Source organism: Pseudomonas sp. NMS19W (assembly GCF_051554255.1).
GTDB classification, from domain to species: domain Bacteria; phylum Pseudomonadota; class Gammaproteobacteria; order Pseudomonadales; family Pseudomonadaceae; genus Aquipseudomonas; species Aquipseudomonas kribbensis.
Genome location: NZ_CP136718.1, coordinates 523,632 through 546,827 on the forward strand (window position 1 = coordinate 523,632; position 23,196 = coordinate 546,827).

Genomic DNA, 23,196 nt, shown 5'->3' on the forward strand with positions numbered 1-23,196 from the left:
CAGCCGTCGGAATTGGTCATTTTTTGTGCTATATTCCGCGCCCGCGATTTTGCACCTCAACACCGGTCATCGACATGCAAGCAGCCAAGCCGTTATTTGACTATCCAAAATACTGGGCCGAATGTTTCGGACCGGCACCATTCCTGCCGATGAGCAGGGAGGAGATGGATCAGCTCGGCTGGGATTCCTGCGACATCATCATTGTCACGGGTGATGCCTACGTCGATCACCCGTCGTTCGGCATGGCGATCATCGGCCGGCTGCTGGAGTCCCAGGGCTTCCGCGTCGGGATCATTGCCCAGCCGAACTGGCAGTCCAAAGACGACTTCATGAAGCTCGGCGAGCCGAACCTGTTCTTCGGCGTCGCGGCCGGCAACATGGACTCGATGATCAACCGCTACACCGCGGACAAGAAAATCCGTTCCGACGACGCCTACACCCCGGGCGGCATGGCCGGCAAGCGTCCGGACCGCGCGAGCCTGGTCTACAGCCAGCGCTGCAAGGAAGCCTACAAGCATGTGCCGATCGTGCTCGGCGGCATCGAAGCGTCCCTGCGCCGCATCGCCCACTACGACTACTGGCAGGATCGTGTGCGCAATTCGATCCTGATCGACGCCAGCGCCGACATTCTGCTGTACGGCAACGCCGAGCGGGCGATCGTCGAAGTCGCCCAGCGTCTGTCCTACGGTCACAAGATCGAAGACATCACCGATGTGCGCGGCACCGCGTTCATCCGTCGCGACACGCCGGCAGGCTGGTACGAAGTCGATTCCACGCGCATCGACCGTCCGGGCAAGATCGACAAGATCATCAACCCGTACGTCAACACCCAGGACACTCAGGCTTGCGCAATCGAGCAGGAGAAGGGCCCGGTTGACGATCCGGAAGAAGCCAAGGTCGTACAGATTCTGGCCAGCCCGAAAATGACCCGCGACAAGACCGTGATCCGCCTGCCGTCGATGGAAAAGGTGCGTAACGACCCGGTTCTGTACGCCCACGCCAACCGCGTGCTGCACCTGGAAACCAACCCGGGCAACGCCCGTGCGCTGGTGCAGAAGCACGGCGAGATCGACGTCTGGTTCAACCCGCCGCCGATTCCGATGACCACTGAAGAAATGGACTACGTGTTCGGCATGCCTTACGCACGTGTTCCGCATCCTGCGTACGGCAAGGAAAAGATCCCGGCCTACGACATGATCCGCTTCTCGGTGAACATCATGCGTGGCTGCTTCGGCGGCTGCACCTTCTGCTCGATCACCGAGCACGAAGGCCGGATCATCCAGAACCGTTCCGAAGAGTCGATCATTCGCGAAATCGAAGAGATCCGCGACAAGGTGCCGGGTTTCACCGGCGTCATTTCCGACCTCGGCGGCCCGACCGCGAACATGTACCGCATCGCCTGCAAGAGCCCGGAAATCGAATCCGCGTGCCGCAAGCCGTCCTGCGTGTTCCCGGGCATCTGCCCGAACCTGAACACCGACCACTCGTCGCTGATTCAGCTGTACCGCAGCGCCCGTGCGTTGCCGGGTGTGAAGAAGATCCTGATCGCCTCCGGCCTGCGTTACGACCTCGCGGTCGAGTCGCCGGAGTACGTCAAGGAGCTGGTGACCCACCACGTCGGTGGTTACCTGAAGATCGCCCCTGAGCATACCGAGGAAGGTCCGCTCAACCAGATGATGAAACCGGGGATCGGCACCTACGATCGCTTCAAGCGCATGTTCGAGAAGTACACCAAGGAAGCGGGGAAAGAGCAGTACCTGATTCCGTACTTCATCGCCGCGCACCCGGGCACCACCGACGAAGACATGATGAACCTGGCCCTGTGGCTCAAGGGCAACGGTTTCCGCGCCGACCAGGTGCAGGCGTTCTATCCGTCGCCGATGGCCACCGCCACCGCGATGTACCACTCGGGCAAGAACCCGCTGCGCAAGGTCACCTACAAGAGCGACGGCGTGACCATCGTCAAGAGCGAGGAGCAGCGTCGTCTGCACAAGGCGTTCCTGCGTTATCACGACCCGAAAGGCTGGCCGATGCTGCGTGAAGCGCTGATCCGCATGGGCCGCGCCGACCTGATCGGGCCGGGCAAGCACCAGTTGATCCCGACGCATCAGCCGGCCACCGACAGCTATCAGAGCGCCCGTCGCAAGAACTCGACGCCGGCCGGCAGCCATAAAGTGGCGAAGGACGTAAAAGAGAAGACCACCAAAATCCTCACCCAGCACAACGGTCTGCCACCGCGCGCCAGCGACGGCGGCAATCCGTGGGACAAGCGTGAACAGGCCAAGGCCGCGGCATTCGCCCGCAACCAGCAGGCCGCCAAGGAGCGCAAGGAAGCGGCGAAAGGCAAAGGGCCGAAGCCGGCTCGCAAGCCGGTCGTACCGCGCTGAAACGCACTTGAGTGAACAGAACGCCAACCTTCGGGTTGGCGTTTTGCGTTGTGCCTCGCAACATTTGCGTGCAACTGTGCCAAACCAATTCACCGCATCGCCCGATTTTGGTGCTGTACTGCCCTGAGCATTCCGGGAAAGCGCCCAGGCCTCTGCATGGCATAAGTCTTGCGCGCTTTCGATTACGCTTGGGCTCGCAGGAGGCACGCCGTGTCGATTCATGTCGCATTGCATCACGTCACGCATTACCGCTACGACCGCGCTGTCGAACTCGGCCCGCAGATCGTGCGCCTGCGCCCGGCTGCCCACAGCCGCACGCGGATTCTGTCCTATTCGCTGAAAGTCTCGCCCGAGCAGCACTTTATCAACTGGCAGCAGGATCCCCAGGGCAACTACCTCGCACGGCTGGTGTTCCCCGAGAAAACCGCCGAACTGCGGATCGAGGTCGACCTGCTGGCCGAGATGGCGGTGTTCAACCCGTTCGATTTTTTCCTCGAGCCCTACGCCGAGAAAATCCCCTTCGCCTACGCCGCCGATGAACGCAAGGAACTGGCGCCGTACCTCGAAACCCTGCCGCTGACGCCGAAATTCAAGGCCTATCTGGACGCCATCGACCGCACGCCGCTGCCGGCAGTGGACTTCCTCGTGGCGCTCAACCAACGCCTGAGCGAGGACATCAATTACCTGATTCGCATGGAACCGGGCGTACAGACCCCGGAACACACGCTGGAGCACGCCTCCGGCTCCTGCCGCGATTCGGCATGGCTGCTGGTGCAACTGCTGCGCAATCTCGGGCTGGCGGCGCGTTTCGTCTCCGGTTACCTGATTCAACTGACCGCCGATGTGAAAAGCCTCGACGGCCCCTCCGGCACCGAAGTGGACTTCACCGATCTGCATGCCTGGTGCGAGGTGTATCTGCCCGGCGCCGGCTGGATCGGTCTCGATGCCACGTCCGGGCTGTTCGCCGGTGAAGGGCATATTCCGTTGGCCTGTAGCCCTGATCCGTCCTCGGCGGCGCCGATCAGTGGTCTGGTGGAGCCTTGCGAGTGTGAGTTCAGCCACGAAATGTCCGTGGAGCGGGTCTGGGAAGCGCCACGGGTGACCAAGCCCTACACCGATGAGCAGTGGCTGGCGATCCAGGCGCTGGGCCGGCAGATCGATGCCGACCTGCTGGAAGGTGACGTGCGGCTGACCATGGGCGGCGAACCGACCTTCGTGTCCATCGATGACCCGGATGGCGCCGAATGGAACACCGCTGCGCTGGGCCCGGACAAGCGCCGGCTCTCCGCCGAACTGTTCCAGCGCATGCGTAAACACTACGCGCCCAAGGGTTTGGTGCATTTCGGTCAGGGCAAGTGGTATCCGGGCGAGCAGCTGCCGCGCTGGTCGCTGAATTGTTACTGGCGCCGCGACGGTGTGCCGATCTGGCACAACAACGCATTGATCGCCGACGAGCAGCAGGATTACGGCGCCACGGGTGAACTGGCCGGCCGTTTTCTGGCCAGCGTCGCCGAACGCCTGAAACTGCCGACACGCTTTGTGTTCCCGGCCTACGAGGACAATTTCTACTACCTCTGGCGCGAAGGCGCGTTGCCGAGCAACGTCAGCGCCGAAGATTCGCGTCTGGAGGAACCGCTGGAACGTGCGCGACTGCGCAAGGTATTCAGTCAGGGCCTGGACAAGGTCATCGGTCAGGTGCTGCCACTGGCGCGCACCGCCAAGGGTGATCAATGGCAGAGCGGGCGCTGGTATCTACGCGATGAACATTGCCGGCTGGTGCCGGGAGACTCACCGCTGGGCTATCGCCTGCCATTGGGTTCGCAGCCCTGGGTGAAAGCGGCGGAGTATCCGTTCATTCACCCGAACGATCCGAATCAGGACTTCCCCGAACTGCCCGACACCGCGCAACTCAATCGACACGATTCGCCGGCTGCGGCGGACGAACGTGTACCGAAGATCGACGAGTCCGCCGACTGGCTGACCCGCACCGCGTTCTGCGCCGAGGCACGAGAAGGCCGGTTGTATCTGTTCATGCCGCCGCTGGAGCGGGTCGAAGATTATCTGGAGCTGGTGGCCGCCATCGAAGCCACCGCCGAGGAACTGCATTGTCCGGTGCTGCTGGAAGGCTACGAGCCGCCGAGCGATCCGCGCCTGAGCAACTTCCGCATCACCCCGGATCCCGGCGTGATCGAGGTCAACGTCCAGCCTTCCGCGACATGGGACGAATTGGTCGAACGCACTGAGTTTCTTTATGAAGAGGCGCGCCAGACCCGACTGTCCACCGAAAAGTTCATGATCGACGGACGCCACACCGGCACCGGTGGCGGCAACCATTTCGTGCTCGGCGGGGCGACGCCGGCGGACTCCCCGTTCCTGCGCCGCCCGGATTTGCTGCGCAGTCTGATCAGCTACTGGCACAACCATCCGTCGCTGTCCTATCTGTTTTCCGGTCTGTTCATCGGCCCGACTTCTCAGGCGCCGCGAGTCGATGAAGCGCGTAACGATGCGCTGTACGAGCTGGAAATCGCCTTCGCGCAAATGCCGGCGCCGGGAGAAGAGTGTGCGCCGTGGTTGGTCGACCGTTTGCTGCGCAATCTGCTGATCGATGTCACCGGCAACACCCATCGCGCCGAGTTCTGCATCGACAAGTTGTATTCACCGGATGGCGCCACCGGGCGTCTCGGTCTGCTGGAGTTGCGAGCGTTCGAAATGCCGCCCCATGCGCGCATGAGCCTGGCCCAGCAGTTGTTGCTGCGGGCGCTGGTCGCTCGGTTCTGGCGCGAGCCTTACGCGCCACCGAAGCTGGCGCGCTGGGGCACCGAACTGCATGACCGTTTCCTGCTGCCGCACTTCATCGAACAGGATTTTGCCGACGTCATCGTCGAACTCAACAATGCCGGTTATCCGCTGCGTGCCGAATGGTTTGCGGCGCATCTGGAGTTTCGCTTTCCCAAGGTCGGCGATTATTCCGTCAACGGCATCGAGCTGGAATTGCGTCAGGCCCTTGAGCCCTGGCATGTGCTGGGCGAGGAGGGCGCGGCGGGCGGTACGGTGCGTTACGTCGACTCCTCGCTGGAGCGTTTGCAGGTCAAACTCACAGGGTTACCGCCGCAGCGTTATCTGCTGACCTGCAACGGCATTCCGGTGCCGCTGCAATCGACCGGGCGGGTCGGCGAATTTGTCGCCGGCGTGCGTTTCCGTGCCTGGCAACCGGCCAACTGCCTGCAACCGACGATCCCGGTGCACGCGCCGCTGGTGTTCGACTTGCTCGACACCTGGATGCAGCGCTCGCTGGGCGGCTGCCAGTACCACGTCGCCCATCCGGGCGGGCGTAATTACGAGACGTTGCCGGTCAATGCCAATGAAGCGGAGAGCCGGCGAATGGCGCGTTTCTTCCGCATCGGACACACGCCGGGGAAACTTCCTATACCGAACCTGACAATCTCCGACGAGTTCCCGATGACACTCGATTTACGACGCTTTTGATTCGTACACGACCCCCGGATTTTTCGTATATCCGGGCGTCATGTGCCTGCGTTAGTCTGACCGTTCCTTGCCGGCTGCCGAGCTTTCCATGCCTGACCTGCTTGACCGCTACCCGCTGACGGCGGGCACTTACCACGAACTGCTCGACGCCGGCGGGGCGGTGCGTCCGCACTGGCAGCGACTGTTCGACCAATTGCAGCGCAGCACCCCGGCGCAACTGGTGCAGCGTCAGGCGCTGCTGACCCGGCAGATTCAGGAAAACGGTGTCACCTACAACGTGTATGCCGACCCCAAAGGCGCGGATCGTCCGTGGGAGCTGGATCTGCTGCCCCATGTGATCGCCGCTGACGAGTGGCAACAACTGTCGGCCGGGATCGCCCAGCGCGCGCGCCTGCTCAATGCGGTGCTGGCGGATCTGTACGGGCCGCAGCGGCTGATCAGCGAAGGGCTGCTGCCGGCGGAGCTGGTGTTCGGTCACAACAACTTTCTTTGGCCCTGTCAGGGCATTGCGCCCCCGGACGGGGCCTTTCTGCATCTGTATGCCGTGGATCTGGCGCGCACGCCGGACGGCCGCTGGTGGGTGACGGCGGATCGTACCCAGGCACCGTCGGGTGCCGGTTATGCGTTGGAAAACCGCACCATCGTGTCCCGGGCCTTCCCCGAGCTGTACCGGGACTTGAAAGTGCAGCATCTGGCCGGATTCTTCCGCACCTTGCAGGAAACCCTGGCCCGTCAGGCCCCCTGCGACGATGACGCGCCGCTGGTGGTATTGCTGACCCCGGGACGTTTCAACGAAAGCTATTTCGAACATCTCTATCTCGCTCGCCAGCTCGGTTATCCACTGGTTGAAGGCGGCGACCTGACGGTGCGCGATGCCACGGTCTACCTGAAAACCCTCAGCGGCCTGCGTCGGGTTCACGCGATCATGCGTCGGCTCGACGATGACTTTTGCGATCCGCTGGAGCTGCGCACGGACTCGGCGCTGGGTGTTCCCGGATTGCTTGAGGCCGTGCGTCAGGGCCGGGTGCTGGTGGCCAATGCGCTGGGCAGTGGCGTGCTGGAGTCGCCGGGACTGTTGGGCTTTTTGCCGAAGATCAATCAGTACCTGTTCGGCGAGGAACTGATCCTGCCTTCCATCGCTACCTGGTGGTGCGGAGAGGCGCCGGTGCTGGCTCAGGCGTTGGAGAAACTGCCGGAGTTGCTGATCAAACCGGCCTTTCCGTCCCAGAGTTTTGCACCTGTTTTCGGGCGTGATCTGAGCGAAAAGCAGCGCCAGAGTCTCGCCGAGCGCATGCAGGCCCGGCCTTATGCCTATGTCGCGCAAGAACTTGCGCAACTGTCCCACGCACCGATCTGGCAACCCGAGGACGGTCAGTTGCAACCTCGTGCCATCGGCATGCGCATGTATGCGGTGGCCAGTCACGACGGTTATCGGGTCTTGCCCGGCGGCCTGACCCGCGTGGCGGCCGAGGCCGATGCCGAAGTGGTGTCGATGCAGCGCGGTGGCGCGAGCAAGGACACCTGGGTGCTTGGCGACCGGCCGCCAAGCGGCGAGCAATGGAAGACCCAGCGCAATATTGGCGTGCACGATCTGGTACGCCGCGATCCGTACCTGCCGTCGCGGGTGGTGGAAAACCTGTTCTGGTTCGGTCGTTACTGCGAGCGCTGCGACGACAGCGCGCGGCTGTTGCGGATCATGCTGGCGCGCTACGTCGATGGTGATGACCCTCAGGCCCTGCAGGCGGCTGTGGCGCTCGGCGAGCGGTTGATGCTGCTGCCGGACGAAGGCGAACTGCCAGAGCGCTTGCTCGCGGCCCTGCTCGGTGAGGACTGGTCGTTCAGCCTGCGCTCCAACCTGCAACGCTTGCAGTGGGCGGCGTCGCAGGTGCGCGGCAAGCTCTCGCGGGAGAACTGGCAGGCGCTGGTGGAATTGCAGCGCGAGGCGACAGAGCTGGACACCGACGAGCCGGATTTCGGCGAGTTGCTGGATTTTCTCAACCGGCTGGTGATGTCGCTGGCGGCGCTGTCCGGGTTTGCCCTCGACGACATGACCCGCGACGAAGGCTGGCGCTTCCTGATGATCGGCCGGCGGATCGAACGCCTGCAGTTTCTCAGCAGCAGTCTCGCCGGTTTCCTGCGGGGCGCCGGGGCGTTCGATCAAGCGGGACTGGAGTGGTTGCTGGAACTGGGCAACAGCAGCATCACCTATCGCTCGCGTTATCTGGCGGTGGCGCAGTTGATCCCGGTGCTCGACCTGTTGTTGCTGGACGAGCAGAACCCCCATGCGGTGCTGTTCCAGTTGAAACTGGTGACGCGCACCCTCAAGCGTCTGAACGATGATTTTGGTGTGCCGAGGGAGGCCGGGTTGCCAGAACTGGTCGAGCGTCTGGCGCGCTTCGATCTGGGGTGTCTGGAAAATCCATTGTTCGGCGAATCCAGTGTGCGTGCCGCGCTCGACGGGCTGGCGGATCTGCTGCAAGACATCGCCGACGCCAGCGGCCAGGTCTCCGATCGTCTGGCCCTGCGCCATTTCGCCCATGTCGATGATGTCAGCCAGCGCACGGTGTCCGTCTGATGAATGCCCATTACCAGATCCTTCACGACACCTGCTATCACTACGACAGCCCGGTCTCCCTGGCACAGCAGCTTGCGCATCTGTGGCCTCGCGAATGCGCCTGGCAGCGCTGCACTGAACAGCAATTGCTGATCAGCCCGGATCCGACCACGCGTCGTGACGAGCAGGACGTGTTCGGCAATCCGCTGACGCGGCTGGCGTTTGAGCGGCCTCATGATGAATTGCAGGTCAACGCACGGCTGACGGTCGAGGTGCTGGCGCGGCCGGCGCTGGATTTCAATCTGTCCCCGGCCTGGGAGCAGACGCGAAATGCGCTGACCTACAGCAGCCAGCCGTTGTCCGCCGGATTGCTGGAGGCCTGCCGTTACCGGTTTCAGTCACCCTACGTCCACTTGAAGCGCAGCTTCGTCGAGTTCTCCGAAAGTTGTTTTCCACCCGGGCGACCGCTGCTGCTGGGCGTGCAGGCGTTGATGGAAAAGATCTTCGACGAATTCACCTTCGATGCCGAGGCGACGCAAGTCGCGACGCCGTTAGTGGAAGTGCTGGAGCGGCGGCGCGGGGTCTGTCAGGACTTCGCCCACCTGATGCTGGCCTGCGTGCGTTCCCGAGGATTGGCGGCGCGCTACATCAGCGGCTATCTGCTGACACGGCCGCCACCGGGGCAACCGCGATTGATCGGCGCCGATGCGTCCCATGCCTGGGTTTCGGTGTTTTGTCCGGTGCTGGGCTGGGTGGATTTCGATCCGACCAACAATATCCAACCGGCACTGGAGCACATCACGCTGGCCTGGGGCCGGGATTTCTCCGATGTGTCGCCGTTGCGCGGGGTGATTCTGGGAGGGGGAGCCATGATCCGGAGGTGCGGGTCACGGTGATGCCACTGAATGAGTGACGAAGCACACGGCAGGGGCGGGCGAGCCCGTTCCTGCCGGTTTTGCGTTCAGTGGTCCTGCGGTATTGCTCAGGCCTCGGGTGCCTGGTCTTTCGGTGCCTCAACATCATCATCGGTCGCCACTTCACCGTCAGGGTTCAGTGCCGCTTCTTCAGCCATCTGTTTCTTGCGCTGAAGCTTTTCCTCTTTCTTCTGTTCCTTGGCCAGGTCACGTTGACGCTTGGCGAAGGAGTAATTGGGTTTGGCCATGGGCGATCCTCTGGGGTCGAAGGTGAGGTTGAGCGGCGCGTATTCTGCCCTGTATCGGTGCCCGGGGGTTAACCGGGTTTCTGGTCGACCCACTTTGGCGTGACGGTCGGCTGCCACTGGTCGAGGGCATCGAGCAGCGATTGCGGCGATTCACTCACTTGCAGCATGTCACGGTGCGGTGCGCGAACGAAGCCTTCGCCGACGATGTGATCGAGAAATGCCGTGAGTTTGCTGTAGAAACCATTCACTTCCAGCAGGCCCAGCGGCTTGCCGTGGTAACCGAGCTGGCCCCAGGTCCACACTTCGAACAGTTCTTCCAGGGTGCCGAGGCCACCGGGCAGGGCGATGAACGCATCGCTGAGTTCGGCCATGCGTGCCTTGCGGGCGTGCATGCCGTCGACTACTTCCAGGCGGGTCAGGCTTTTGTGACCGATTTCCTTGTCCATCAGGCTCTGCGGAATGATGCCGATCACTTCACCGCCGGCGGCCAGTGCGGCGTCCGCGACAATCCCCATCAAACCCACGGCGCCACCGCCGTAAACCAGCTTCAGCTTGCGCTCGGCAATGGCGGTGCCGAGGGCGATGGCGGCTTCGGTGTACGCCGGGGTGGTGCCGGCGTTGGCACCGCAAAATACACAAACGGATGTGAGAGACATGCCTTCCTCCTGGGTCAATCCGTCACAGGGTAATGGCTGGCACGCCTTGATCCAAGGGCTAGACTTCGCGTTTCGGGGTTTCATAGGTGCCGCTGGCGCCACAGGCGTAAGCGGCGAGCAGACTGCACAACAGGCTGTTGAAGGACATGACTGATGCTCCAGTTGAGTTGAGCCCTGAAGATACGTCCCGGCCAAACGTCTGGCTGTTAGATTGTTTCGATGAGTGTCATAGCCTGAAAGTTGTATACAATTTTTGACTCAAGTCATAGGAACTTGCGAAGATTTCAGGCAGTCTTTCCACCATTCGTGTTTTTGTTAACCCTGCCTTGGAGATTCACCATGTTTTCCAAAGTTGTTGCGGTATCCCTGCTGGCGCTGGCCAGCAGCCAATTGATGGCTGCCGAGTGCAAAACCACCGTTGACTCCACCGACCAGATGTCCTTCAACACCAAGGAGATCGTGATCGACAAGAGCTGCAAGACCTTCACCGTCGAACTGACCCACTCCGGCAGCCTGCCGAAAAACGTCATGGGCCATAACCTTGTAGTCAGCAAGACTGCTGACATGCAGCCGATCGCCACCGACGGCCTGGCCGCCGGCATCGACAAAAACTACCTGAAGGACGGTGACGAGCGCGTTATCGCCCACACCAAGATCATCGGCGCCGGCGAAAAAGACTCGCTGACCATCGATGTATCGAAACTGGCTGCCGGCACCGATTACGGCTTCTTCTGCTCGTTCCCTGGCCACATCTCGATGATGAAAGGCACAGTGGTTGTGAAGTAAGAAAACCGCAGTCCAAAAAAAGCGTCCCGAGGGACGCTTTTTTTATGCCCTGCATTCAAGGCGCAAACGGCATGACCCGCTTGTGATGGGTCTTTTTGTAGGTGTTGACGATGATGTCGAAGGCTTCCTGACGCACCGGCTCGCCGTGCAGGAAGGCGTCGATCTCGGCATAGGTCACGCCGTGGGACGCTTCGTCCGGCTTGCCCGGCGACAAGTCTTCCAGATCCGCCGTCGGCACTTTTTCCACCAGCGATTCCGGTGCGCCGAAGCTGCGGGCGATGGCCCGGACCTGGTTTTTCACCAGACCGCTCAGTGGTGCCAGATCGCAGGCGCCGTCACCGAACTTGGTGAAGAAACCCATCACCGCTTCCGCCGCGTGGTCAGTGCCGATCACCAGGCCATGGGCCGCGCCGGCGATGGTGTACTGGGCGACCATGCGCATCCGCGCCTTGGTGTTGCCGAGCACGAAATCCACCGACACCGCGTGCTTGCCTTCGAAGGCTGCGACTTCGCTGGCCAGGGATTTCACTGCCGGGCCGATGTTGACGGTGTGGCGCTCGTCCGGGGCGATGAAGTCCACCGAGGCCTGGGCGTCGTGTTCATCGAACTGCACGTCGTACGGCAGGCGCACGGCGATGAACTTGTAGGCCTCGTCTCCGGTGCGCTCGCGCAGTTCACGCATGGCGCGCTGGGCCAGCAGGCCTGCGGTCAGCGAGTCGACGCCGCCGCTGATGCCCAGCACCAGGGTCTTGAGCCCGGAACTGGTCAGGCAATCCTGGATGAAGGTGATGCGTCGGGCGACTTCCGCTTCGAGGGCCTGGTAATCGGCGAACGGCGGCTGAACGTTGAGCTGTTCAGCAATCTCACGCTGTACGGCTTGCATGAATTCACTCCTTGCTAGAAAGGCTGGAAACGGCAGGAACCTGGAAAACGTGTCGCAAATAGGCGACGAAATTCGGGTCTTTGCAGTGGGTCTTGCCCGGCTCGTCGGAGATCTTCGCCACCGGTTGGCCGTTGCAGGCGGTCATTTTAAGCACGATGCTCATCGGTTCGACACCCGGAATGTCACAGGTCAGGTTGGTGCCGATGCCGAAGCTGACATTGATCCGACCGCGCAGCGCCCGGAAGATCTCCAGCGACTTGGGCAGCGTCAGGCTGTCGGAGAACACCAGGGTCTTGCTCATCGGGTCGATGCCGAGCTTGTGATAGTGAGCGATGCATTTTTCGCCCCACTGCACCGGATCCCCGGAGTCATGGCGCAAACCGTCGAACAGCTTGGCGAAGAACAGATCGAAATCGCCGAGGAACGCGTCGGTGGTGATGCAGTCGGTCAGGGCGATCCCCAACAAACCGCGGTACTCGCGGACCCAGCAATCGAGGGCGGCGATCTGGCTGTCAATCAGCCGCGGGCCGAGTTGCTGGTGAGCCATGATCCACTCGTGGGCCATGGTGCCCAGGGGTTTCATGTCCAGTTCGCGGGACAGGTGCACGTTGCTGGTGCCGACGAAACGTCCGGGGAAATCGTGCTTGAGCACGTTCACCACTTCTTCCTGCACGCGGTAGGAAAACCTGCGGCGCGTGCCGAAATCGGCGACCTGCAACTGCGACAACTCTTCGGCCGAGGCGTTGGCGGTCAGCCAGTCGAACTTGCGGTACAGCTGCTCGCGGGCCTGTTCCAGCACGGTTTCGCGGTAGCGATAGCGGTTGCGCACTTCGCTGACGATCGCCAGCAGCGGCACTTCGAACAGAATCACATGCAGCCACGGCCCGCGCAGGCGGATGAACAGCTCGCCGTTCTCGATGCCGGTGTGCAGATAACGCAGGTTGAATCGGAACAAACCGAGGAATCGCAGAAAGTCAGGTTTGAGGAAGCTGATGCGCTCGAGGAAGCTCAACTGATCGGCGCTCAGGCTCAACTCGGCCAGACGCTCGACCTGGAAGCGGATCTCCGCCAGATACGGGCGCAGATCTTCACTGTTACGGCAACGGAACTCCCATTCGACTTCGACGTTGGGGTAGTTGTGCAGCACCGCCTGCATCATCGTCAGTTTGTAGAAGTCGGTGTCGAGCAGGTTCTGCACGATGCGATCGGCAAACACACTCTCGCTCATAACGGGGTCTCCAGGCGGGCCGCGCGTTGGCGCGGTATCAATCAATGGCGCTAGTGGCGCATATCCGGGGTGTGGATTGCCAGCGATTTTTATCCCGGCGCCGCCCCTCAGACCGCGTCAGGACTGTCGATCTGCTCCAGCATCCACTTCACGAAATCCCGCACCTTGGGCACTTCCGCCGCGTGTTCCGGGTAGGCCAGGTAATACGCGTCGGTACTGGGCATTGCATGCTGCCAGGGAATGACCAGTTTGCCGTCGGCCAATTCCTCTTCCACCAGAAACCTCGGCAACAGGGCGACGCCGCAGCCGACCTGCGCCGCGCGGATGCACATATAAAAGGTTTCGAAGCGCGGGCCGTGGTAGCTGTGCTCGGTCTGGTAGCCCTGGCTGTCGAACCAGTCGTGCCACGCTTGCGGGCGCGAAGCATTCTGCAGCAGCACCAGATCGGTGAGTTGCGTTGGATCAGTCAACGGCGTGTCCGGCAGGCTGCCGGGAGCGCAAACTGGAACCAGCTCTTCGCCGAACAGCTTCAGGCATTCGGTGCCGGGGCGTGAACCCTGGCCGAAATAGAACGCCAGGTCGCTGCGCCCTTGCAGCAAGTCATCGGCTTCCTGTTCGTTGCACAGGTCCAGATGAATCGATGGGTGGCGCAGACGCCAGCCCTTGAGGCGCGGCACCAGCCAGCGGGCGCCGAAGGTCGAGGGTGTCGAGACCCGCAGGACTTCGGTTTCGCCGCCGTAGGAACGCAGGTAATGGGTCGACATCTCGACCTGGGTCAGGATTTTTCTGACTTCCACCAGATACAGATCGCCGGCCGGGGTCATCTGCAAACGGCGGCGGACCCGACGGAACAACAAGTGCTGTAACAATTCCTCAAGCTGCGCCACCTGTTTGCTGACAGCGCTCTGGGTCAGGTTCAGTTCCTCGGCGGCCCGGGTGAAACTCAGGTGCCGGGTCACGGCCTCGAAGCACTGCAGCGCGGTGATCGACGGCAAGTGGCGTTTGTTCAGCATGGGCGATCCTTTTCTTGTCTTTCTGCGCAGCATGAATAAACGGAATGATATCTCGCGTAAAGGTCGTTTGTTGCATGGCCTTCCTGAAGCTACAACTAAAGGCCTGCCCGGTCGTGAAAACGCGACCGCACACATTCAGTTTTTTGCTTGAGGAGTGACCCATGGTTGCCGCATTGCTTGATCGTCTTGGTGTGAACCCGGCCCTGTACCAGAACGGCAAAGTGCCGGTGCATTCGCCCATCGACGGCAGCTGCATCGGCGCCGTGAACTGGGAAGGCCCGGCCGAAGTCGAGCAGCACATCAGTCGCGCAGATCATGCGTTCGAACAATGGCGCAAGGTGCCGGCCCCGCGTCGTGGCGAGCTGGTGCGTCAGTTCGGCGAAGTCCTGCGGGAATACAAAGCCGACCTCGGCGAGCTGGTGTCGTGGGAAGCGGGCAAGATCACTCAGGAAGGCCTCGGTGAAGTGCAGGAGATGATCGACATCTGCGATTTCGCCGTCGGTCTGTCCCGCCAGTTGTACGGTTTGACCATCGCCTCCGAGCGCCCGGGCCACCACATGCGTGAAACCTGGCACCCGCTGGGCGTGGTCGGCGTGATCAGTGCGTTCAACTTCCCGGTCGCGGTGTGGGCGTGGAACACCACGCTGGCGCTGGTCTGCGGCAACCCGGTGGTGTGGAAACCGTCGGAAAAAACGCCGTTGACCGCACTGGCCTGCCAGGCGCTGTTCGAGCGCGTACTGAAGAATTTCAGCGATGCCCCGGCGCATCTGAGCCAAGTGATCATCGGCGGCCGCGATGCCGGCGAAGCGCTGGTGGATGACCCGCGTGTCGCACTGATCAGCGCCACCGGCAGCACCCGCATGGGCCGCGAAGTAGCGCCGAAAGTCGCCGCACGCTTCGCTCGCAGCATTCTTGAACTGGGCGGCAACAACGCGATGATCCTCGGCCCGAGCGCCGATCTGGACATGGCCGTGCGCGCCATTCTGTTCAGCGCCGTCGGCACTGCCGGTCAGCGTTGCACCACGCTGCGTCGCCTGATCGCCCATGAGTCGGTGAAAGAAGAAATCGTCATCCGCCTCAAGGCTGCCTATTCCAAGGTGCGCATCGGCCACCCGCTGGAAGGCAACCTGATCGGCCCGCTGATCGACAAGCACAGCTTCGAAAACATGCAGGATGCGCTGGAGCAGGCGCTGAGCGAGGGCGGCCGGGTGTTCGGTGGCAAGCGTCAACTGGAAGACCAGTTCCCGAATGCCTATTACGTATCGCCGGCCATCGTTGAAATGCCGGAACAAAGCGACGTGGTGTGCAGCGAAACCTTCGCACCGATCCTGTACGTGGTCGGCTACACCGATTTCGATGAGGCGCTGCGCCTGAACAACGCCGTGCCGCAAGGCCTGTCGTCGTGCATTTTCACCACCGATGTGCGCGAGGCCGAGAAATTCATGTCGGCGGTCGGCAGCGACTGCGGCATCGCCAACGTCAACATCGGCCCGAGCGGCGCGGAAATCGGCGGCGCGTTTGGTGGTGAAAAAGAAACCGGTGGCGGTCGCGAGTCGGGCTCGGATGCGTGGCGCGCGTACATGCGCCGGCAGACCAACACCGTGAACTACTCGCTGGAGTTGCCGCTGGCGCAGGGCATTACGTTCGATTAAGCAGCGGCAAGCGACAAGCTACGAGCTACAAGCGAACTGGCTTGCAGCTTGTAGCTTGCAACTTGCAACTGCTCCGACAGGAGCTTGGCAATGCCGTTACGCGAAGAATGTCTGTGGGAAAAACTCACGCCGCAACGACCGGATAACTCGGCGCTCAGGGGCGAAGTCAAAGTCGATGTCTGCGTGATCGGCGCCGGGTTTACCGGGTTGTCGGCGGCGCTGCATCTGTTGGAGAAAGGCAAAAGCGTCTGCGTGCTCGAAGCCCATCGCGCCGGGCAGGGTGGCTCCGGGCGCAATGTCGGGCTGGTCAACGCCGGGATGTGGATCCCGCCGGACGAGATCGAGGCCGGGTTTGGCGAGGCCGTCGGCAGCCAGCTCAACCGCATGCTCGGTGCGGCGCCGGCGCTGGTGTTCAGCCTTGTGGATAAGTACAACATCGATTGCCAGTTGCGCCGCGAAGGCACCCTGCATATGGCGCACAACGCCAAGGGTGAGGCGGATCTGCGCAGTCGTGAAGAACAGTGGAAACGCCGCGGTGCGCCGGTCGAACTGCTGACCGGCAAGGCCTGTGAACAGGCGACCGGTACGCAAAAGATTGCCGCCGCGTTGCTCGACCGACGCGCCGGCACGCTCAATCCGATGGCGTATGTCACCGGGCTGGCGAAAGCCGTGACGGGGCTCGGCGGGCAGATGTTCGATCACTCCCCGGTCACCCGCCTTGAACGTCAGGGCCAGCAATGGTCGGTGCAGACCGCTCAGGGCTCGGTGCTAGCCGAACAAGTGGTCATTGCCTCCAACGCCTACACCGAAGGCGACTGGACCGAACTCAAACGCAATTTCTTTCCCGGTTACTACTATCAGGTCGCTTCGGTGCCGCTCACCGAAGACGCAGCCCATGAAATCCTCCCGGGCGGGCAGGGCTCGTGGGATACCCGCCAGGTGTTGAGCAGCATCCGCCGCGACAAGGACGGGCGTCTGTTGCTGGGCAGCCTCGGTAACGGCAATCAGAAACCGACCTGGTTCCTCAAGGCCTGGGCCGACCGGGTGCAGCAGCATTACTTCCCCAACCTCAAGCCTGTCGAATGGGAATGCACCTGGACCGGGCGCATCGCTTTCACTCCCGATCACTTGATGCGCCTGTTCGAGCCAGCACCCGGATTGGTGGCCGTCACCGGTTACAACGGCCGTGGCGTGACCACCGGCACCGTGGTCGGCAAAGCCTTCGCCGACTACCTGTGTAACGGAAATCCTCAGGCCTTGCCGATTCCCTTCGCACCGATGCAGCCCCTGGCGGGCGTGGGCTTGCGCAGTTGCCTGTACGAGGCCGGGTTCTCGCTGTATCACGCGGGCCAGTGCCTGCGCATCGTCATTTGAATGTTGAAATATGTTGCGTGAAGCGGCGCTTTTCGGCGTAGCGACTAGCCTGTAATGGTGCGGGTTGTAGCAGTCCCGCACCAGCAGTGTGCAGTTCGGTGACGCGGGCTGTTACAGGCTGGTTGCACGTCGTTTGGCACCGCGGTTGCAATGATGGCGCGTGCGGGTTGCGCCTGAAAAAACAAATGGTTTCACCTTCCGCGGTTTAGACGGTTGCACGCCCAATGAAAATGGGAACGAAACAGTCGAAATAACAAGAAAGCAGCGACTTTTTGAAGAATAAAAAACCGATGGCACGGCCCTTGCTCTGAGCAATCCAGTGAAGTCGCAGTGCCAACTAAAAAAAACCTTGGAGCACCACCTCATGTCCCAGACGTTTTACAAGAAAGGCTTTCTGGCCCTCGCAGTGGCTACTGCGCTGGGTGTTTCTGCGTTTGCACAAGCTGATGTGAAAATCGGTGTGGCGGGCCCCATGACTGGCGCCAACGCGGCATTTGGCGAGCAGTACATGAAGGGGGCACAAGCGGCGGCCGATGCGGTCAACGCGGCGGGCGGCGTCAACGGGGAGAAAATCGTCCTGGTCAAAGGCGATGACGCCTGCGAACCGAAACAGGCGGTGACGGTCGCCAAGGACCTCACCAACCAGAAAGTCGCCGGTGTGGTCGGCCACTTCTGCTCTTCCTCCACCATTCCTGCGTCGGAGATCTACGACGAAGCCGGCATCATCGCGATCACCCCGGGTTCCACCAACCCGCAGGTGACCGAGCGCGGCCTGAGCGCCATGTTCCGTATGTGCGGGCGTGACGACCAGCAGGGCATCGTCGCCGGCGACTACATCGTCGACGTGCTCAAGGGCAAGAAAGTGGCCGTGCTGCACGACAAGGACACCTACGGTCAGGGCCTGGCCGACGCGACCAAGGCACAGCTGGAAAAACGCGGCGTGAAGCCGGTGCTGTACGAAGGCCTGACCCGTGGCGAGAAAGACTTCAGCGCCGTGGTCACCAAGATCCGCGCGGCCGGTGCCGACGTGGTCTACTTCGGCGGCCTGCACCCGGAAGCCGGTCCACTGGTCAAGCAACTGCGTACCGAAGGCCTGAAAGACGTGAAGTTCATGTCTGACGACGGCATCGTGACCGACGAACTGGTGACCACCGCCGGCGGCCCGCAATATGTCGACGGCGTGCTGATGACCTTCGGCGCCGACCCGCGCCTGCTGCCGGAAAGCAAGACTGTGGTCGAGCAGTTCCGCAAAACCGGCACCGAGCCTGAAGGCTACACCCTGTACGCCTACGCCTCGATCCAGGCCCTGGCCGCCGGCTTCAACGGCGCCAAGTCGAACAAGGGCGAAGATGCTGCCAAATGGCTGAAAGCCAACCCTGTGAAAACCGTGATGGGCGAGAAGACCTGGGACGCCAAGGGCGACCTGAAAGTCTCCGACTACGTGGTCTACCAGTGGGATGCGACCGGCAAATATCACCAGCTGGAAAAACAGAAGTAAGGGCTGACGCGATCGGCTGACCTCCACAGAACTTCTGTGGGGGCAGTCCGGTCGTGGCTGACACTGCTCCGACGTAAATCTGTATTTTTCCTAGAAGAACCGCGCGCCCCCGGGTGTGTAGGTTCTCACTGCGTGAGATTGCGTTATGGATGGTATTTTCCTGCAGCAACTGGTCAACGGCCTGACCCTCGGGTCGGTCTATGGCCTGATCGCCATCGGCTACACAATGGTCTACGGCATCATCGGCATGATCAACTTCGCCCACGGCGAGGTTTACATGATTTCCGCTTACCTCGCGGCAATCAGTCTGGCTCTGCTGGCTTACTTCGGTATCGAATCCTTCCCGCTGCTGATGCTCGGCACACTGGTCTTCACCATCGTCGTCACGGGGGTGTATGGCTGGGTCATCGAACGCATCGCCTACAAACCACTGCGCAACTCCACCCGACTGGCTCCGCTGATCAGCGCCATCGGTATCTCCCTGATCCTGCAAAACTATGCCCAGATCAGCCAGGGCGCCCGTCAACAGGGTGTTCCGACGCTGCTCACTGGTGCCTGGCGCATCGATGTCGGCTCGGGCTTCGTCCAGCTGACCTACACCAAGATCTTCATTCTCGTCGCGGCGTTCGTCGGGATGGGCCTGCTGACCTACGTGATCAAGTACACCAAGCTCGGCCGCATGTGCCGCGCGACCCAGCAAGACCGCAAGATGGCCTCGATCCTGGGGATCAATACCGACCGGGTGATTTCCTACGTGTTCATCATCGGTGCAGCGATGGCGGCCCTGGCCGGCGTGCTGATCACCATGAACTACGGCACGTTCGACTTCTACGCAGGCTTCGTCATCGGCATCAAGGCGTTCACCGCTGCGGTGCTCGGCGGGATCGGCTCGCTGCCTGGCGCCATGTTGGGCGGGATCATCCTCGGGATCTCCGAGTCGCTGTTCTCGGGCCTGGTCAACTCCGACTACAAAGACGTGTTCAGCTTCTCGCTGCTCGTACTTGTTCTGGTCTTCCGGCCTCAGGGCCTGCTGGGCCGTCCTCTTGTGTCGAAGGTGTAAGCGATGTCTTCAACCACTACAAAATCCATTGATGTCAAAAAAAGCCTGGTTGAGGCGATTCTCGCCGGTCTGATCGCCCTGATCGTGTTCGGGCCGATTGTCGGCGTGGTACTCGACGGCTACAGCTTCAACCTCGAAGCGACCCGCGTGGCGTGGATCATTGCCATTGTCATGGCTGGCCGGTTTGCCCTGAGCCTGTTCCTGCAAACCCCCAAGGGTCTGAAAATCCTCGAAGGATTCGAGAGTACCGGTTCCGGCGTGCATGTGCTGCCCGCCGATCACAAATCCAGGCTGCGCTGGATCATCCCGCTGCTGATCGTGCTGGCGGTGATCGTGCCGTTCGTTTCCAACTCCTACCTGCTGGGCGTGGTCATCCTCGGATTGATCTACGTGCTGTTGGGGCTGGGGCTGAACATCGTGGTCGGTCTGGCCGGCCTGCTCGACCTGGGTTACGTGGCGTTCTACGCCATCGGCGCCTACGGTCTGGCGCTCGGTTATCAGTACCTCGGGCTGGGTTTCTGGACCGTGCTGCCGCTGGCGGCGATTACGGCTGGCCTTGCCGGTTGCATCCTCGGTTTCCCGGTGCTGCGACTGCACGGTGACTACCTGGCGATCGTGACGCTGGGCTTCGGTGAAATCATCCGTCTGATCCTCAACAACTGGCTGTCCCTGACCGGCGGTCCGAACGGCATGCCGGCACCACTGCCGACTTTCTTCGGCCTGGAGTTCGGCAAGCGGGCGAAGGATGGCGGGGTGCCGTTCCACGAGTTCTTCGGCATCGCCTACAACCCGGACGTGAAGTATTACTTCATCTATGCGGTGCTGTTCCTGGTGGTGCTTGCCGTGCTGTACATCAAGCATCGTCTGGTGAAGATGCCGGTCGGCCGCGCCTGGGAAGCCCTGCGTGAAGACGAGATCGCCTGCCGCTCGATGGGCCTCAACCATGTGCTGGTCAAGCTCTCGGCGTTCACCATCGGTGCGTCCACGGCGGGTCTGGCGGGTGTGTTCTTCGCCACTTATCAAGGCTTCGTCAACCCGACCTCGTTCACCTTCTTCGAGTCGGCGTTGATCCTCGCCATCGTCGTGCTCGGCGGCATGGGCTCGACCATCGGCGTGGTGATCGCAGCGTTCGTGCTGACCGTCGCCCCGGAACTGCTGCGCGGCTTCGCCGAATACCGCGTGCTGCTGTTCGGGATCCTGATGGTATTGATGATGATCTGGCGACCGCGCGGGCTGATCCGCATCAGCCGTACCGGGGTCACTCCACGCAAAGGTGCCATTCACTATGAGAGGACTGCGCCATGAGTGAAGTCGTACTCTCTGTTGAAAAACTGATGATGCACTTCGGTGGCATCAAGGCCTTGAGCGACGTCAGCCTGAAGGTCAAACGCAACTCGATCTTCGCCCTGATCGGCCCCAACGGCGCCGGCAAGACCACGGTGTTCAACTGCCTGACCGGGTTCTACAAGGCCTCCGGCGGCAAGATCGAACTCAACGTGCGCGGCCAGCAGACCAACGTCATCAAGTTGCTGGGCGAGTCGTTCAAGCCGACCGACTTCGTCTCGCCGAAAAGCTTTGCCAGTCGCCTGTATTACAAGATGTTCGGCGGCACCCATCTGGTCAACCGCGCGGGCCTGGCCCGGACGTTCCAGAACATTCGCCTGTTCAAGGAAATGTCGGTGCTGGAAAACCTGCTCGTGGCCCAGCACATGTGGGTCAACCGCAACATGCTGGCCGGCATCCTCAACACCAAGGGCTACCGCAAGGCCGAAAGCGATGCGTTGGACTGCGCGTTCTACTGGCTGGAAGTGGTGGATCTGGTGGACTGCGCCAACCGTCTGGCCGGTGAGCTTTCCTACGGCCAGCAACGCCGTCTGGAGATCGCCCGGGCCATGTGCACGCGGCCGCAGATCATCTGCCTCGACGAACCGGCCGCCGGCCTCAACCCTCAGGAAACCGAAGCGCTGAGCGCGATGATCCGGCTGCTGCGCGACGAGCACGATCTGACCGTGGTGCTGATCGAACACGACATGGGCATGGTAATGAGCATTTCCGATCACATCGTGGTGCTGGACCACGGCATCGTCATCGCCGAAGGCGGTCCGGACGATATCCGCCACGATCCGAAGGTGATTGCGGCTTATCTGGGCGCCGACGAAGAGGAAGTCGTATGACGCAACCCATCCTCGAACTCAAGGAACTGGACGTGTTCTATGGCCCGATCCAGGCCCTCAAAGGCGTTTCGCTGCAGATCAACGAAGGGGAAACCGTCAGCCTGATCGGCTCCAACGGTGCCGGCAAGTCGACGCTGCTGATGTCGATCTTCGGCCAGCCACGGGCGGCGGGCGGGCAGATCCTCTATCAGGGCGTGGACATTACCCACAAATCATCGCACTACATCGCCTCCAACGGCATCGCACAGTCGCCGGAAGGACGGCGGGTGTTCCCCGACATGACCGTCGAGGAAAACCTGCTGATGGGCACCATTCCGATCGGCGACAAGTACGCCAAGGAAGACATGCAGCGCATGTTCGAGCTGTTCCCGCGGCTCGAAGAGCGCCGCACCCAGCGCGCGATGACCATGTCCGGCGGCGAACAGCAGATGCTCGCCATCGCCCGGGCGCTGATGAGCCGGCCCAAGCTGTTGCTGCTGGATGAACCGAGTCTGGGGCTGGCGCCGATCGTGGTGAAACAGATCTTCGCCACCCTGCGGGAACTGGCGAAAACCGGCATGACCATTTTCCTCGTCGAGCAGAACGCCAACCATGCGTTGAAACTGTCCGACCGGGCCTACGTGATGGTTAACGGCGAGATCCGCCTGACGGGCACCGGCAAGGAATTGCTGGTGAACGAGGAGGTGCGTAACGCCTATCTCGGCGGGCACTGAATTTTCGGGTTTTCCACAGCGATAAAAGCCCCGAGACGCCAGTCCCGGGGCTTTTTTGTATCCAGAATCGATCACGATCCACGCCATTCCCGAAATTGTGGAAAACAAAATCCCCAACCTGCCAAAGCGCGACATATAGACGCTGCAAATCGCTGTTTTTCCACAGTTTTGACTTGTCCCCGTTTGCTGTGGAACCGGCTGTGAATAACGTGGGAGTAGCTGGCTGAGAGCCTTTAAATCCGTGGCTTACAGGCGTGTGATTGTTTTTTGATCAGGGTTTTTACCGATTGCTGGAGACCCGTTTGTCAACCCTTTTATGGCCATGGCAAATCAGGCGAATGCATGTGGGCAAGCCTGTGGATAAGTCTGTGATTAAACTCTGGAAAGACTGCGCTGAGGGCCGTGATTACTGGCCCTGCGCAATCACGGCGGTGGCCGGCCGGTCGTGCAGAATGCCTTGCCCGGCACAATCGGCGGATCAGGGTCAAGCGAAAAACTTTGCTTTTGCGGCGCAAAGCCTTATGTGGCGCGGCTTTGCGCATTTCCACTTGCCCCCGGAAACTGTGGAAG

General features: G+C 61.5%; 17 protein-coding genes and 1 pseudogene. 13 read left to right on the top strand and 5 right to left on the bottom strand.

What is annotated here, in order from left to right; translation table 11 throughout:
• Positions 1-74: 74 nt before the first annotated feature.
• The 4 genes and pseudogenes from R1A29_RS02250 (at position 75) to R1A29_RS02265 (ending at position 9,340) form a co-directional block, all read left to right on the top strand.
• Positions 75-2,387 (top strand): YgiQ family radical SAM protein, encoded by a 2,313-nt coding sequence (locus tag R1A29_RS02250; protein WP_085711167.1) that lies wholly within the window; start codon positions 75-77, stop codon positions 2,385-2,387.
• 210 nt (positions 2,388-2,597) lie between these two features.
• Positions 2,598-5,873 (top strand): DUF2126 domain-containing protein, encoded by a 3,276-nt coding sequence (locus R1A29_RS02255; protein WP_438300534.1) that lies wholly within the window; start codon positions 2,598-2,600, stop codon positions 5,871-5,873.
• Between the two features lie 88 nt (positions 5,874-5,961).
• A complete protein-coding gene (locus R1A29_RS02260) occupies positions 5,962-8,448 on the top strand; it encodes a circularly permuted type 2 ATP-grasp protein (protein WP_438300535.1) in 2,487 nt (828 codons plus the stop codon).
• Positions 8,448-9,340, top strand: a pseudogene (locus tag R1A29_RS02265) (transglutaminase family protein). The gene R1A29_RS02260 and the pseudogene R1A29_RS02265 overlap by 1 nt, the downstream one beginning before the upstream one ends.
• Before the next feature lie 69 nt (positions 9,341-9,409).
• Here R1A29_RS02265 and R1A29_RS02270 read toward each other — a convergent pair.
• Complete coding sequence (locus R1A29_RS02270) at positions 9,410-9,589, bottom strand: hypothetical protein (protein ID WP_085701299.1); 180 nt, start codon at positions 9,587-9,589, stop codon at positions 9,410-9,412.
• A 68-nt stretch (positions 9,590-9,657) separates the two neighbouring features.
• Positions 9,658-10,245 carry a TIGR00730 family Rossman fold protein gene (locus R1A29_RS02275; protein WP_085711171.1) on the bottom strand — a complete coding sequence of 196 codons (588 nt, stop codon included), beginning with the start codon at positions 10,243-10,245 and terminating at the stop codon, positions 9,658-9,660.
• A gap of 339 nt (positions 10,246-10,584) precedes the next feature.
• Between R1A29_RS02275 and azu the strand changes: the two genes are divergently transcribed.
• On the top strand, positions 10,585-11,031 hold the full coding sequence (gene azu / locus R1A29_RS02280; protein ID WP_065258792.1) for an azurin: 447 nt from the start codon (positions 10,585-10,587) through the stop codon (positions 11,029-11,031).
• Positions 11,032-11,086: 55 nt separating this feature from the next.
• Here azu and nadE read toward each other — a convergent pair whose 3' ends face one another.
• From nadE to R1A29_RS02295, 3 genes are all read right to left on the bottom strand, one after another.
• Entirely contained in the window at positions 11,087-11,914 is an 828-nt protein-coding gene (nadE, locus tag R1A29_RS02285; protein WP_007950678.1) for an ammonia-dependent NAD(+) synthetase, read from the bottom strand.
• Positions 11,915-11,918: 4 nt separating this feature from the next.
• The gene (pncB, locus tag R1A29_RS02290) at positions 11,919-13,142 is read right to left on the bottom strand and encodes a nicotinate phosphoribosyltransferase (protein ID WP_085685119.1); all 1,224 of its coding nucleotides are present in this window, start codon (positions 13,140-13,142) and stop codon (positions 11,919-11,921) included.
• A gap of 107 nt (positions 13,143-13,249) precedes the next feature.
• The gene (locus tag R1A29_RS02295; protein WP_011332203.1) at positions 13,250-14,155 is read right to left on the bottom strand and encodes a LysR family transcriptional regulator; all 906 of its coding nucleotides are present in this window, start codon (positions 14,153-14,155) and stop codon (positions 13,250-13,252) included.
• Between R1A29_RS02295 and R1A29_RS02300 the strand changes: the two genes are divergently transcribed.
• From R1A29_RS02300 to R1A29_RS02335, 8 genes are all read left to right on the top strand, one after another.
• Entirely contained in the window at positions 14,154-14,306 is a 153-nt protein-coding gene (locus R1A29_RS02300; RefSeq protein WP_170931610.1) for a hypothetical protein, read from the top strand. The genes R1A29_RS02295 and R1A29_RS02300 overlap by 2 nt on opposite strands.
• Before the next feature lie 10 nt (positions 14,307-14,316).
• Positions 14,317-15,807 (top strand): L-piperidine-6-carboxylate dehydrogenase, encoded by a 1,491-nt coding sequence (gene amaB / locus R1A29_RS02305; protein WP_438300536.1) that lies wholly within the window; start codon positions 14,317-14,319, stop codon positions 15,805-15,807.
• Between the two features lie 90 nt (positions 15,808-15,897).
• Complete coding sequence (gene amaA / locus R1A29_RS02310) at positions 15,898-17,181, top strand: L-pipecolate oxidase (RefSeq protein ID WP_438300537.1); 1,284 nt, start codon at positions 15,898-15,900, stop codon at positions 17,179-17,181.
• A gap of 364 nt (positions 17,182-17,545) precedes the next feature.
• The gene (locus tag R1A29_RS02315) at positions 17,546-18,679 is read left to right on the top strand and encodes a branched-chain amino acid ABC transporter substrate-binding protein (RefSeq protein ID WP_438300538.1); all 1,134 of its coding nucleotides are present in this window, start codon (positions 17,546-17,548) and stop codon (positions 18,677-18,679) included.
• 145 nt (positions 18,680-18,824) lie between these two features.
• Positions 18,825-19,739, top strand: a complete 915-nt coding sequence (locus R1A29_RS02320) for an ABC transporter permease subunit (RefSeq protein WP_007950661.1) — start codon at positions 18,825-18,827, stop codon at positions 19,737-19,739.
• 3 nt (positions 19,740-19,742) lie between these two features.
• Positions 19,743-21,044, top strand: a complete 1,302-nt coding sequence (gene livM, locus R1A29_RS02325; RefSeq protein ID WP_085711177.1) for a high-affinity branched-chain amino acid ABC transporter permease LivM — start codon at positions 19,743-19,745, stop codon at positions 21,042-21,044.
• Positions 21,041-21,913 (top strand): ATP-binding cassette domain-containing protein, encoded by an 873-nt coding sequence (locus R1A29_RS02330; RefSeq protein WP_114881231.1) that lies wholly within the window; start codon positions 21,041-21,043, stop codon positions 21,911-21,913. Before livM ends, R1A29_RS02330 begins: the two co-directional genes overlap by 4 nt.
• The gene (locus R1A29_RS02335) at positions 21,910-22,626 is read left to right on the top strand and encodes an ABC transporter ATP-binding protein (protein ID WP_262193753.1); all 717 of its coding nucleotides are present in this window, start codon (positions 21,910-21,912) and stop codon (positions 22,624-22,626) included. The genes R1A29_RS02330 and R1A29_RS02335 overlap by 4 nt, the downstream gene beginning before the upstream one ends.
• The last annotated feature ends 570 nt before the right edge of the window (positions 22,627-23,196 follow it).

Excerpts from the sequence above, each read along its gene's own strand:
- R1A29_RS02250 (WP_085711167.1), top strand. The coding sequence starts at position 75 with ATGCAAGCAGCCAAGCCGTTATTTGACTATCCAAAATACTGGGCCGAA.
- R1A29_RS02260 (WP_438300535.1), top strand. The coding sequence starts at position 5,962 with ATGCCTGACCTGCTTGACCGCTACCCGCTGACGGCGGGCACTTACCAC.
- R1A29_RS02270 (WP_085701299.1), bottom strand. The coding sequence starts at position 9,589 with ATGGCCAAACCCAATTACTCCTTCGCCAAGCGTCAACGTGACCTGGCC.
- R1A29_RS02275 (WP_085711171.1), bottom strand. The coding sequence starts at position 10,245 with ATGTCTCTCACATCCGTTTGTGTATTTTGCGGTGCCAACGCCGGCACC.
- azu (WP_065258792.1), top strand. The coding sequence starts at position 10,585 with ATGTTTTCCAAAGTTGTTGCGGTATCCCTGCTGGCGCTGGCCAGCAGC.
- nadE (WP_007950678.1), bottom strand. The coding sequence starts at position 11,914 with ATGCAAGCCGTACAGCGTGAGATTGCTGAACAGCTCAACGTTCAGCCG.
- pncB (WP_085685119.1), bottom strand. The coding sequence starts at position 13,142 with ATGAGCGAGAGTGTGTTTGCCGATCGCATCGTGCAGAACCTGCTCGAC.
- R1A29_RS02300 (WP_170931610.1), top strand. The coding sequence starts at position 14,154 with ATGGGCGATCCTTTTCTTGTCTTTCTGCGCAGCATGAATAAACGGAAT.
- R1A29_RS02295 (WP_011332203.1), bottom strand. The coding sequence starts at position 14,155 with ATGCTGAACAAACGCCACTTGCCGTCGATCACCGCGCTGCAGTGCTTC.
- amaB (WP_438300536.1), top strand. The coding sequence starts at position 14,317 with ATGGTTGCCGCATTGCTTGATCGTCTTGGTGTGAACCCGGCCCTGTAC.
- amaA (WP_438300537.1), top strand. The coding sequence starts at position 15,898 with ATGCCGTTACGCGAAGAATGTCTGTGGGAAAAACTCACGCCGCAACGA.
- R1A29_RS02315 (WP_438300538.1), top strand. The coding sequence starts at position 17,546 with ATGTCCCAGACGTTTTACAAGAAAGGCTTTCTGGCCCTCGCAGTGGCT.
- R1A29_RS02320 (WP_007950661.1), top strand. The coding sequence starts at position 18,825 with ATGGATGGTATTTTCCTGCAGCAACTGGTCAACGGCCTGACCCTCGGG.
- livM (WP_085711177.1), top strand. The coding sequence starts at position 19,743 with ATGTCTTCAACCACTACAAAATCCATTGATGTCAAAAAAAGCCTGGTT.
- R1A29_RS02330 (WP_114881231.1), top strand. The coding sequence starts at position 21,041 with ATGAGTGAAGTCGTACTCTCTGTTGAAAAACTGATGATGCACTTCGGT.
- R1A29_RS02335 (WP_262193753.1), top strand. The coding sequence starts at position 21,910 with ATGACGCAACCCATCCTCGAACTCAAGGAACTGGACGTGTTCTATGGC.